Below are 12,035 nucleotides of genomic sequence, written 5' to 3' on the forward strand. Positions count from 1 at the left end.
AGTTTTCAACACCTACTCCTGTAATATCGTCCGTTCATTTCTTCGCCAGTGTTCTGGCAAACTGCATCTCAGCTTCAAGCAGCGGATAGCGGGAGAACCGGGGTTCCAGTCCGTCAAGCAATTCCTCGGCTTTATCGAATTGCTTCGTCTCCATAAAATGCTCGAGCAGAAGGCGGGCCAATGCGTAGTATTCATCATCTGGGAGTTCGGCCAGCAAATATTGTTTGACCTCTGCTTCATAGCCTAACGGCGGGAAGGCAGCCTTCAGCAATTCGAGTTCCTCCAAAATGGTGGCAAACAGTTCTTTGCGCAGCAGCTCTGAAGCGTTTCCTGATTCTTTCTGCGCTACTTCCGCCGGCTCTTCATCGTCAGGATTTTCTGCCGGGAGCACACTCTGTACTTGCTCTTCCTCATCCTGAACAACATACTCTGCTACTGTTTCTTCCTTATCCTCGTCTATTTCTTCTATAAGTTCCAGTTCATTTTCCTCTTCAATAACCGGTTCAAAAAGCTCCGCTTCTTCAGGAAGGTCTGCTTCTTTTAAGGACTCTTCTTCCTCAAAAAGTCCGGTTTCCTGATTTAGGGCTGCACTGAATTCTTCTCTTTCCAGCTCTGTTAGATAAAGACCTAATTCTTCTTCATCGTCTACAGCCGGTTCTTCCGTTCGCTCTCTTTCAATTGCGGTAAAATCATTCTCTTCCAGAACAGCAAGATACTCCTCTTCCTCCACATCAAAATCGAAAGGAGGTTCAAAATCTTCATCAGCCTCAAATGGAGAGGAAACGGCAATTTCTTCTGCAGCCGGCGGCAGTTCTTCTTCCTCAACACCCAGGGCCCCGTCAATATTCCGGTCAAGTAACTCTAGTTCATACCCGGTAAGCTCTTCCAACGCAGCGTTCCCGGACAAAACATCAGAAACAGCAGGCGGTTCTTCAGAGGGAGATCTTTCCGGTGCATCGCTCAAAAGGATTTCATCCTCCCAAAGTAAAAGGTTTTCAAGAGAGTCTGTTTCTGTCTCTTCCATTTGTTCTTGCTGCTCCGTTTCCTCTTCCTCCATAAAAATGTCCTCTTCTATGTACGATTCCTCATCGGCTTCAATCGGTTGTTCAGCCTCTGAAACGGCAGGCTGCGGATCCGATTCCATTGCCGGACCCTCTTCTTGGAAGGTCGAATTCCCGCTGTTTCCTTCAGCCGCCGCAAACCAATGATCCGCCTTTTTACCCAAGAAATATAGCACAAGTGCGGCAAGAAGCAACATGATAAGGGCGATTCGCCATAGAGACATCACTTCATGGCCGGCCGTATAAATAAGTACCAGAACGAGGGCCGTCAGAGCGAGGGACAGCTTTCCCTTCAACTGCATCCCCAACGGTAAAAAATAGAGAATGGGTATGATCAATAAAAATCCAAGAAAAGCCATTATGATCGGAGTCAACAATGTTCCTCCCTCCTGGTAAATTTGGACTGATTCTAAAATGCTCTAATTCTACCATATTGTATAATATTCTATCGAAGTTTGAAAGAATGTGCCGAAAGAAGCTCGGATTATTTTAATAAAGGGGCCGGCACTTCTGCCGACCCCTTGCCTGTACTCTTATTTTTTCTCATTTCACATATGTGGCGACACGGTTCCTGCCGGCCCGCTTCGCGCCGATATAGAGTGCACGATCTGCATGGCGGACAAGCGACATCGGGTCATCTGCATCATCAGGAGTCGAGGAGACACCGATGCTTACGGTAATCTGCACTTCTGCAAGCGACTGCTCCGGATCCAATTCATTCTGGACGACGAACGGCGTATCAACAATTGTCCGCCTAATCGATTCAGCAAGCTGGTAGGCAAGCTCTTTCTCAATCCCCGGCAGCAGAATGACAAACTCTTCGCCTCCATAGCGAGCGAGCGTTCCCTGGCCGTTAATTTTGTCCTTAAGCCTGTTGGCAAGCTTTATAAGGATTTCATTCCCCGCCTGGTGGCCGTATGTGTCGTTGACTCGCTTAAAGTGATCGATGTCAAGCATAACCAAGGAGATACTGTCAATTACACCCGCTTCAATCATGCCGAATTGTTCGCTGACCAGCTTATCGAAATAGCGATAGTTGTATACTTTCGTGAGCGCACAAATTTCACTCTCTTTCTTCTTTTCCTCATAGTGGCGGGCATTCATGAGGGCGACGGAAAAGTAGGAACAGAGGATGTCGACGATCATCAACTGGAATTTTTCATATGCCCTTTTCTTGGAGGAAGCGAGCAGAAGTACCCCCTCCACCTTCTGACTGCGGAAAATCGGCACACACATAACGCTTTCCGCCTCAATTGGAGCATCCCAGACTGCTTCTTTCACCCATTCTTTCCTTTGGCTGAAGATGACGCCCTTTCCGGTTTCCCAGACGACCCCGCTCAGCCCCTCTCCCTTTTTGACAGGTTCATAATCGTATACTTTTCCATCCTTCTTATCCATTTGCCTGAGCATCATAAGCTTATCTTTCTGCACATCCAGGATAGCGGCATAGTCAACAGGAAGGGTTTGGGAAATTTTCTGAATAAACAGGTCCAGCACTTCATCGATATCGAGCCTTTCGGTCAGTTCATGCCCGATTTCCGCTGCTTTCTGCAGACTGTTGTTCACCTTCTCCGAAGAATTGTAGAGCCTAAGAATGAGCACGAATGTCAGGAATGGTACACCGAGGAGTATTACCGAAACGATTCCCATATACTCATTGAGGAAATAGAGGACGAGTCCCAACGGGAAAACGACGAGAAGGAGCAGCGCTTCCCATATGAAATCTTGTCCGAAGATGTTGACTGGGCGTTTCAAAAACCGATCGACAGCGTAAAGAACGAGCTGGTTTGTTACAAAAGAGAAAAACTGATAGACAAGCACAGGGATAATCAACTTCTCAAGCGAAAGAGAGCCGACCTCACCTCCCGCCAGAAAGAAACCGATCCCAGCTGCCAGCGATGTCAGCATCATCATCGATGAATTGATGAAAAACCGGTAAAACTCCTGTCTCGGCAGTTTGATGGTAATCAAGACGGACACCGTCGCCAGCTGGATGATGGCGACTTCAAAGAAAAGCCCGTAAGAGAGGAAAGCAGCAAGTGATACCCAATGGCTCAAGAAAATGGTCGTATTATTGATGACAATCGGAATACAAGCGATGACACATGCCATCACTGTAAAAGCGAACACGTCCCAGAAGCTCATATTGACAGGAGGAGAAATTTTAAGGGAAAGCCAGAAACCCGCTGGAAAAACAATGAGCCAAATGACCCAAATAATTATGAGTTTTTGCTTACTCATTCCCTACTCCCCCTCGTTTTCTAGTCTATTGGTCTCATTTTCCATTTATTTTAGCAGAGAAAACAGAGATTGTCACTAATATTTGGAAAAGTTATTCTTCCAGTATAATAAGCTGCTTCTTCAAGAACGGCTTGGCAAGAGCGATGAAATATAACGATCCGGTAACAGCAAGCACCTCATCCTGCTCAAGTCCTGAGGTCAATTCTCCCAAGAGCCTCATCCAGTCATCGTCCGTCTCGGCATCAAGCCCTCCCGTATTTTTCAGCGTTTGCGCATCTGCGGCTCTCGGAAAATCGAATGACGTCAAGTATAGTTCCGCTGGGATATCCGCCAGAACCTTAAACATTTCCGTCAAGTCCTTGTCTTGCAAAGCAGCGAATACAAGCTTGATCTTCCGGCCATTGTATCTCCCGCCAATTGCTTCCTTGAATGCCCGGAGGCCTTCCGGGTTATGTGCCCCATCGAGGAGGATATCCGGATGCTCATGCAGCACTTCCATTCTTCCCGGCCAATATGTATTTCGCAGGCCATGCATCATTTCCTCATTCGTAATCAGTAATTTTCCTATTTTACGCAAATAAATGATTCCCGCAACAGCGAGTGCTGCGTTCTTCACCTGATGTCTTCCGAGCATGGAAGTCTCAAGTTTCATCGGCTCGTCCCCATTGAACGTAAAGGTAAATCTTTCTCCTTGCGGAACAGACTCTGCCCCAGTTGCCGTAAACTCGTTCCCAAGCCTGAAGACCGGTGCTTTTTGCCCGGCTGCTGTCTGTTCGAAAATATTGAGTGCTTCTTCTTTTTCAGCGGCCGTAAACAGTGGAACGCCCTTTTTAATGATGCCGGCTTTCTGGACAGCAATCTCCTCGATCGTATTGCCGAGAATCTGCATGTGATCCATCCCGATATTTGTAATGAAGGCAAGAATAGGATGGACGACATTTGTCGAATCGTACATTCCGCCGAGTCCTACTTCAATGATTGCAAAATCAACTGGCCGGTGAAAAGCGAAATAGACGAGAGCCATTGCCGTAATCACTTCGAATTCAGTCGGAGATCCGAGCTCTGTTTGCTCCAGCTCGTCGGCCAGTGGCTTGATCTTCCCTGCGAGCATGGTGATTTCCTCATCCGATATCGGCTTGCCGTCAACCGAAATCCGTTCATTGAACTGCTCTATATAAGGTGACGTGAAAGTTCCCGCACTCTTTCCTGCCGCATTCAGCATCGAACGGAGATGGGCAACGGTCGATCCTTTCCCGTTCGTTCCTCCGACGTGGAGAACGTTCAGCTTATTTTCAGGATGCCCGAGCTTGTCCATCATCCATTCCATCCGCTTTAATCCGGGCTTAATGCCAAGCCTTAGGCGGGAATGGATCCAATCGAGCGCTTCGTCGTAATTCGTAAACATAAAGCACCTCATTCCTAAAACTGAAGCGAATCCCGCAGGATCCGCTTCAGTTTCATAATATTCAAAGTAACTTCCTCCAGCGCTTGCCGCCCCTAAACGGCGCCTTCCGCTATTGGTTCGTCCAGCTTCAGGCGCCAAGGGCTCGAGGTCGCTTCGAAAGCGGACTGGTGGATTGGAATGCATCCACCTGCCCGCTTCCTCCAGCGCTTGTCGCCCCTGAACGGCGCCTTCCGCTATTGGTGTTACGATTTAAATTCTTTGATTCGCTGTTCTACAGCCTCGCGTTTTTCCAGGTAATCTTTTTCTTTGCCGCGTTCTTCTTCGACCACAGCTTCTGGAGCTTTGGCGATGAATTTTTCATTGGCGAGTTTTTTCTGGACACGCTCGACTTCTTTGTTCCACTTCTCCCATTCTTTTTCAAGGCGGGCGATTTCCTCATCCATGTTGATTAAACCGGCAAGTGGAAGGAATAGTTCGGCTCCTGTTACAACAGCCGTCATCGCTTTTTCCGGCGCTTTCAGGTCAATGGCGATCTCCAATTGTTCCGGATTGCAGAATCTCAGCAAGTACTGCTCATTCTTTTTCAGGATTGCCAAGATTTTCTCGTCTTTCGCCTTGATCTGCAGATTGATCTTCTTGCTCATCGGCGTGTTCACTTCGGCCCGGATGTTGCGGACAGAGTGGATGATGTCGACAAGGAGCTTCATCTCGCTTTCCGCCTGGCGGTCAGTCAGATTCTCATCATTCTCCGGCCATGCTGCAACCGTGATCGATTCTCCGTTATGCGGCAGGTTCTGCCATATTTCCTCGGTAATAAATGGCATGAACGGGTGCAAAAGTCTCATCGTCCGGTCAAGCACATAAGCAAGGACAGAACGGGTCGTTTTCTTTGCGGCCTCGTCTTCACCGTACAGTGGCAGCTTCGCCATTTCAATGTACCAGTCGCATAACTCATCCCAAATGAAGTTATAAAGGGCACGGCCGACTTCTCCGAACTCATATTTATCGGCGAGCTTTGTCACCGTTTCAATCGTGTCGTTCAGGCGAGTCAAAATCCATTTGTCGGCGACGGACATCTCACCGCTCAAGTCGATTTCCTCATATTTCAGGCCATCCATATTCATAAGGGCAAAACGGGAAGCATTCCAAATTTTATTGGCAAAGTTCCAAACCGATTCGATCTTCTCCATACTGAAGCGCAAATCTTGGCCAGGAGAGCTGCCCGTTGCAAGGAAGTAACGGAGGGAATCGGCCCCATACTTGTCGATGACATCCATCGGATCGATTCCGTTTCCAAGAGATTTGCTCATTTTCCGTCCTTCCGCATCACGAATCAGGCCGTGGATCAGGACGTCGGAGAACGGCTTTTCACCGGTGAACTCAAGTGCCTGGAAAATCATCCGCGAAACCCAAAAGAAGATGATGTCATAGCCGGTCACGAGAACATTGGTCGGATAGAAGCGTTTGAAGTCCTCCGCATCCGTATCTGGCCAGCCCATTGTGGAAAAAGGCCAGAGTGCCGAGCTGAACCAAGTGTCCAGCACGTCATTGTCCTGCTCCCAATTTTCTTCGTCTTCAGGAGCTTCCACTCCAACGTACAGTTCGCCTGTCTCCTTATGATACCAGGCAGGAATCCGGTGGCCCCACCAAAGCTGGCGTGAAATGCACCAGTCACGGATGTTTTCCATCCAATGGAGATACGTCTTTTCAAAACGGTCCGGAACGAAGTTGACTTTATCTTCTCCTTTTTGCAATTCGACCGCCTTATCAGCGAGCGGCTGCATTTTCACAAACCACTGTGTCGAAAGATACGGTTCAACAACTGCACCGCTCCGTTCCGAGTGTCCGACAGAATGGAGGTGCTCCTCAATTTTGAAAAGTATGCCTTCATCCTGAAGATCCTTGACGATTTGCTTGCGGCAGTCGAACCGGTCCATGCCGTAATATTTGCCGGCATTTTCGTTCATCGAACCATCTTCGCTCATGACGAGAATTCGCTCAAGATTGTGGCGATTTCCGATCTCAAAGTCGTTCGGGTCATGGGCCGGCGTGATTTTCACCGCACCAGAGCCGAATTCCATATCAACATAATCGTCTGCGACAATCGGAATTTCCCTGCCGACGATCGGGAGGATGACCGTCTTGCCGATCAGATGCTTATAGCGCTCATCTTCCGGATGGACCGCGACACCGGTATCTCCGAGCATCGTTTCCGGACGGGTTGTTGCTACTTCAATCGCACCCGAACCGTCTGCCAGCGGGTAATGCATATGATAGAATGCCCCTTGCACGTCTTTGTAAATAACCTCAATGTCAGATAGCGCCGTCTTTGTCTGCGGGTCCCAGTTGATGATGTATTCACCTCGGTAGATCAGGTCTTTTTCATACAGCTTGACGAACACTTCCCTGACCGCTTTCGATAATCCTTCATCAAGCGTGAAACGTTCACGGGAATAGTCGAGGCCGAGGCCGAGTTTCGCCCATTGGCTGCGAATGAAATCCGCGTACTCCTCTTTCCATTTCCACGTCTCTTCGACAAATTTCTCCCTGCCCAGGTCATAGCGGGAAATCCCTTCATTCCGCAGCTTTTCCTCAACCTTCGCCTGGGTTGCGATGCCGGCATGGTCCATTCCTGGGAGCCAGAGGACATCATAGCCCTGCATCCTCTTCATTCTAGTTAAAATATCCTGAAGCGTCGTATCCCATGAATGACCGAGATGCAGGCGTCCCGTTACGTTCGGCGGGGGAATGACTATCGTATACGGTTCCTTTTCGGGATTGTTTTCCGCTTCAAAAAACTTTCCTTTCAGCCACCAGTCATATCGTCCTTTTTCAATCCGCTGCGGCTCATATTTCGTCGGCATGGAAATTTCATTTTGCTCCATATTGATCACCCTCCGGCAAGTATTGTTGAATAAATGCAAAAAACCCCCATCGTCAAAAGGACGAAGGGAGCGAATTCGCGGTACCACCTTTTTTCACGGAAAAGCTGAATACACCCAGCTTCCCGGCACTTGATCTAATAACGGCTCTTCGCCGGCTCCCGCTACTCATAGTTCACGGAAGCTGCTATCGGGATGACCTTCCACACGGTCTGCCTGGGAAATCTCTCAGCTTTGATTTCCCTTTCTGGAAAGCAGGGGGCCTGTGTACTCTTCCCGGTCTCTGCAGTTTGACAATCATTCTGTTCCTTCCCATATTATCGAAAAACGAAGGCAAAAGTCAATATCTTTGCGAAAAAACGGGCAGGCACCCGTAGCGCGATGCCTGCATACGCTAAAACAGATCAAGTTCCGGAGGTGGCTGTACGTGAAAAACAAATGGAATAAATACCGTTTTCAACAAACTGCCCGGAATGCAAAAGCGATCTGCCGCCAGCTCATCATTCCGTTTGCTATCTTTCAAGGCATCCGCACCATCCTTTTTCCGACAACGATCGACATCCTGCTGCTTGTCCTGTTCATTGCCATTGCCCTTGGCTTCCATTATGAATGGATATGAAAATCCCCGTTCCGTCATCCGGAAGGGGGATTTTCAGTTGCCGCTTTTTCAGCCCGGAAATGCTCATCCAGCCTTGTCACGACATATTCGGTGTTTTTCATCGCCCAGTACGCCCGCTGCAGAGATCTGACTGCTTTTCGTTCATCCCGTCCAGCAGTTCCGCCCATCGACCTTTCCACTTCACGAAACATATGGACGGGATAGGCGAGATAACTGAGGAACAAGTTTTTTTCATCCTCTTTGAAAGGGAAATGACGAAAGTAAAGGAGCAGCGAATCGACCGCATCATCATGCCTGTGCGGATAATCATGCAGCTTTCGGGACAGATAGAGAAGCAGATCATGTTGCGGGGACGCATGCGCCGCTCTCTCGAAATTAGAGAAATAACCGTTTCCATCCTCATTGTATAGGAAATGGTCCGCTGAAACTTTACCATGGATCAATACGCTCCTGGCGGTTTTTCCGTCTTTTGCCGTCTCATGCCATTGTTTAAACTTGTTCCGGGCATACTCCTGGGCAAGCGTAATTTCATGGTAGGAAAGGCAAAATTGCAGCTCAAACGGAGAAAGATACACCTTTTGCTCGCATTGCACGACGAATGTTTCCAGCAGTTCCTCTTCCTTCTCCCAACGTGCGGATGTTCTCTCGTAATGTTCTTCCCTTTCCTCTTGGCTTACCTCCACTTCGCGGACCGACAAAGCATGCATTCTTGCCAGTTCCCGCAACAGCTCAGCCTGCCTTGAAGCTCTTCCTTCCTTCTCACCTTCGGAAAGCCAGGGCATCAGATAGTACAATGAGCTGCCATCCAGTATTGCATATCTCCCGTCCAACGCCGGATAAATCGGGACAATCCGGTTGTATCCCCGCTGAAAAAGCTCCTGGATACGGCCGAGAAAGTCCAATCCACTTGCTGCCCTCATCCTCTTCAAGGCAAAATGGCCTTTATTCGTATAAAGCTTAGTGACGCGGCCGTATTGCTCGCTATAATCAGGGCGCAGTCCATACAGTCGAGCGATCCTCTCTATCGTCTCCCGCTCTGGCATTTCGATCACCTGCTTTTAGCCCGCCTATTTTCGGTGCTGCGTTTTTGCCGGTATATAAATAACCTGTCCTTCGTGCACATCCGCCGACGGTTCGAGCCGGTTGGCACGCAAAATCTGCTGCGGGCTAATGTTGTATCGGTCCGCTAGCCGATCTAGCGTGTCCCCGCTTTGAACGAGGCACAAACGCAGCTTCGCAGAGGCATCCTCTTCTTTTCGGGCAAAAAAGTCGGCGAAAGAGATTGATTGATATTTATCCTTCTTCTTTTTCACCTTCTGCTCTGGACTGCTCGAAGACGACTCCTGCGACTCCTCTTCAAACAGCGGGCTTGACGACTCAGCTTCATAGGGATGAGATGAGGACGGGGACGGATCGTCTTGCTTCTGGGCAAACTCCCTCGTCAATTCCGCCAGTGCTTCCATCGCAAACTCGGGAAGCTGAGGAATGAGCTGCTGAAGTTTGTTAAACTCCTTCCGGACGTCCTCTTCTTCCCTTGGAGTCTTCCTCGCTTCGGCAAAAAACGGTTCATACAGCTCGGGCTCCGCTTCAATCACTTCAATACTTTCTTCCTCTTCCATGTGAATTTCAGCCGCAGGGTTCTCTTCTTCCTCAATTAAGGAAAGCTCTTCTCTTTCGTCCTCTTCGTCCTCATCATCTTCTTCCTCATCCACGTCTGCCACCGGGATTCTTTCTTCTTCAACAAATTCAAGAGCTACCTCAGAAAACTCCTCCACATGCTCATTTGTATCCATCCCGGTTATTGAGATCTCTTCCCGTTCCTCTTCAGAAGACTCCTCCAATTGAAGAGCCAGTGATTCTTGGCTTTCCTCTTCTACTGATGTATTAGGGACTTCGGGAAAGTCGGCTGCGAGTCCGAAGACGTCCAAGTCTGCTTCAATGGTGAGCCGATTTCCTTGCGGCAGTTCATAATCGAACGATTGGACGGCGATGACCAACTCTTCCGGATTCGGCACCCTCCTTCTCGGGATCGTAATATTGACGGGGAACTGATGGAAGAAGACACTCTCCTCCTCACTCCTCGCCTCAACGGATTGAACATACTTCCTCAGGCTGCCGAAAGGATCTTCCGGCTCCCCCGCTTCTGGCAGATGACGGTACTCTCCGTTAAGTGTAAGGGTTCCGTCCAAGATCACATACTCTTCTTCTTCTAAAATAGATATATGGGGATCCAGCGAGATGGAAATCAGTTCATCCACTTCCTGTCCTTTTTGAAACCAGACAGTCTCTTCCAGCGCAAATGTAAGTGATGCTTCGCGGTCAGACAAGTTGACTCCTCCTTTCAAATCAGCGTTACAAAATAATCGGTCAACTCATTGTATGATGGTGCCGGCGCATTTATGAGAAATTCATTCCAGTTGCATGGCGGCTTCCAATGCCATCTTTTTTCACAAAAAAAAGACCCTTCCCGTCTTGATGCGGAAAGGGTCTTGAAGCTGTTTTTCTATGAAAGTTACCTAGTTGCAGAGACAGCCGCAAAGGACTTCTCAACAGCGGCAATCGTCATTTCGATATCTTCATCAGAATGGGCAGTGGACAAGAAGAGCCCTTCAAATTGGGACGGCGGCAGGAATACGCCATTATTGGCCATTTCCTTGTAATACGCTGCAAACAGGCGCAGATCCGACGTGCTCGCTTTTTCAAAATTGATTACCTTTTCATCAGTGAAGAAGAAGCCGATCATGGATCCGGCACGGTTAAAGGCAACTGGAATGCCATATTTCGCTGCTGCTGCTGTTACGCCTTCCTCCAGCCTGTCCGCTTTCTTGATGAATTGTTCGTATGATTCTGGAGTCAGCTGGCTCAGAGTCTCATACCCCGCTGTCATGGCAAGCGGATTGCCTGACAATGTACCGGCTTGGTAGATCGGTCCGCTCGGAGCGATTTTCTCCATGATTTCCGCCTTCCCGCCGTAAGCACCGACAGGGAGTCCGCCTCCGATTACTTTTCCAAGACATGTCAGATCCGGAGTGACGCCAAAATATCCTTGTGCGCAATTGTAGCCGACACGGAAACCCGTCATCACTTCATCAAAGATGAGAAGCGCGCCGTATTGCTCGGTAATTTCGCGAAGGCCTTCCAGGAAGCCAGGAAGCGGAGGCACAACGCCCATATTCCCTGCAACCGGCTCGGCAATGATGCAGGCTATATCTTCACCGTACTGTTCAAACGCATAGCGCACGCCTTCAAGGTCATTGTACTGGACCGTGATCGTGTTTCTCGCCACGTCTTTCGGTACGCCCGGGCTGTCCGGCAGGCCGAGTGTCGCAACACCTGATCCAGCTTTGATCAGGAGCGAATCGCCGTGACCGTGATAGCAGCCTTCAAATTTGAGGATTTTATTGCGGCCGGTATAGCCCCGGGCAAGCCGGAGGGCACTCATCGTCGCTTCTGTCCCCGAGGAAACCATACGTATGATCTCTATGGATGGAACTCGCTCCTGCACAAGCTTTGCTAGCTTGTTCTCAATTAGAGTCGGCGCTCCGAAGCTCGTGCCGCTTTCTGCGACTTTTTTGATCGCTTCGACAACCTGTTCATTCGTATGGCCCAGGATGAGCGGTCCCCAAGAGAGGACATAGTCAATATATTCATTGCCGTCAATATCGTAAATACGCGACCCTTTTCCTCTTTCCATGAAAATCGGATCCAAATCAACCGACTTGAAGGCGCGGACCGGGCTATTCACCCCGCCCGGCATCAGAGTGACCGCTTCTTTGAAAGCGGCGATGGATTTCTCATATGAACGCATGTGCTTCCGTCCTTTCTCT

8 protein-coding genes and 1 other annotated feature are annotated in these 12,035 nt (G+C 49.1%); of the genes, 1 reads left to right on the forward strand and 7 read right to left on the reverse strand.

Features of this window, described 5'->3' with window-relative positions; genetic code table 11:
* Positions 1 to 34: 34 nt before the first annotated feature.
* The 4 genes from AC0TWI_RS20655 to AC0TWI_RS20670 form a co-directional block, all read right to left on the reverse strand.
* On the reverse strand, positions 35 to 1,435 hold the full coding sequence (locus AC0TWI_RS20655; RefSeq protein WP_488128229.1) for a hypothetical protein: 1,401 nt from the start codon (positions 1,433 to 1,435) through the stop codon (positions 35 to 37).
* Positions 1,436 to 1,604: 169 nt separating this feature from the next.
* Positions 1,605 to 3,302, reverse strand: coding sequence for a sensor domain-containing diguanylate cyclase (locus AC0TWI_RS20660; RefSeq protein ID WP_488128230.1), 1,698 nt, complete (start codon positions 3,300 to 3,302; stop codon positions 1,605 to 1,607).
* 91 nt (positions 3,303 to 3,393) lie between these two features.
* Complete coding sequence (locus AC0TWI_RS20665) at positions 3,394 to 4,707, reverse strand: bifunctional folylpolyglutamate synthase/dihydrofolate synthase (RefSeq protein WP_488128231.1); 1,314 nt, start codon at positions 4,705 to 4,707, stop codon at positions 3,394 to 3,396.
* Between the two features lie 242 nt (positions 4,708 to 4,949).
* Positions 4,950 to 7,592, reverse strand: a complete 2,643-nt coding sequence (locus AC0TWI_RS20670; RefSeq protein WP_488128232.1) for a valine--tRNA ligase — start codon at positions 7,590 to 7,592, stop codon at positions 4,950 to 4,952.
* A gap of 53 nt (positions 7,593 to 7,645) precedes the next feature.
* Positions 7,646 to 7,882, reverse strand: a binding site (T-box leader).
* 134 nt (positions 7,883 to 8,016) lie between these two features.
* Between AC0TWI_RS20670 and AC0TWI_RS20675 the strand changes: the two genes are divergently transcribed.
* On the forward strand, positions 8,017 to 8,208 hold the full coding sequence (locus tag AC0TWI_RS20675) for a hypothetical protein (protein ID WP_488128233.1): 192 nt from the start codon (positions 8,017 to 8,019) through the stop codon (positions 8,206 to 8,208).
* A 14-nt stretch (positions 8,209 to 8,222) separates the two neighbouring features.
* Here AC0TWI_RS20675 and ysxE read toward each other — a convergent pair whose 3' ends face one another.
* From ysxE to hemL, 3 genes are all read right to left on the reverse strand, one after another.
* Positions 8,223 to 9,251, reverse strand: a complete 1,029-nt coding sequence (gene ysxE, locus AC0TWI_RS20680) for a spore coat protein YsxE (protein ID WP_488128234.1) — start codon at positions 9,249 to 9,251, stop codon at positions 8,223 to 8,225.
* A 24-nt stretch (positions 9,252 to 9,275) separates the two neighbouring features.
* Positions 9,276 to 10,535, reverse strand: coding sequence for a LysM peptidoglycan-binding domain-containing protein (locus AC0TWI_RS20685; protein ID WP_488128235.1), 1,260 nt, complete (start codon positions 10,533 to 10,535; stop codon positions 9,276 to 9,278).
* Between the two features lie 185 nt (positions 10,536 to 10,720).
* Complete coding sequence (gene hemL, locus AC0TWI_RS20690) at positions 10,721 to 12,016, reverse strand: glutamate-1-semialdehyde 2,1-aminomutase (protein WP_488128236.1); 1,296 nt, start codon at positions 12,014 to 12,016, stop codon at positions 10,721 to 10,723.
* Positions 12,017 to 12,035 lie beyond the last annotated feature (19 nt).

Source organism: Lederbergia sp. B243.17 (genome assembly GCF_057657925.1).

Bases quoted from the DNA above. Each gene is read 5' to 3' on its own strand.
- AC0TWI_RS20665 (WP_488128231.1), bottom strand. From the start codon at position 4,707: ATGTTTACGAATTACGACGAAGCGCTCGATTGGATCCATTCCCGCCTA.
- AC0TWI_RS20660 (WP_488128230.1), bottom strand. From the start codon at position 3,302: ATGAGTAAGCAAAAACTCATAATTATTTGGGTCATTTGGCTCATTGTT.
- ysxE (WP_488128234.1), bottom strand. From the start codon at position 9,251: ATGCCAGAGCGGGAGACGATAGAGAGGATCGCTCGACTGTATGGACTG.
- AC0TWI_RS20670 (WP_488128232.1), bottom strand. From the start codon at position 7,592: ATGGAGCAAAATGAAATTTCCATGCCGACGAAATATGAGCCGCAGCGG.
- hemL (WP_488128236.1), bottom strand. From the start codon at position 12,016: ATGCGTTCATATGAGAAATCCATCGCCGCTTTCAAAGAAGCGGTCACT.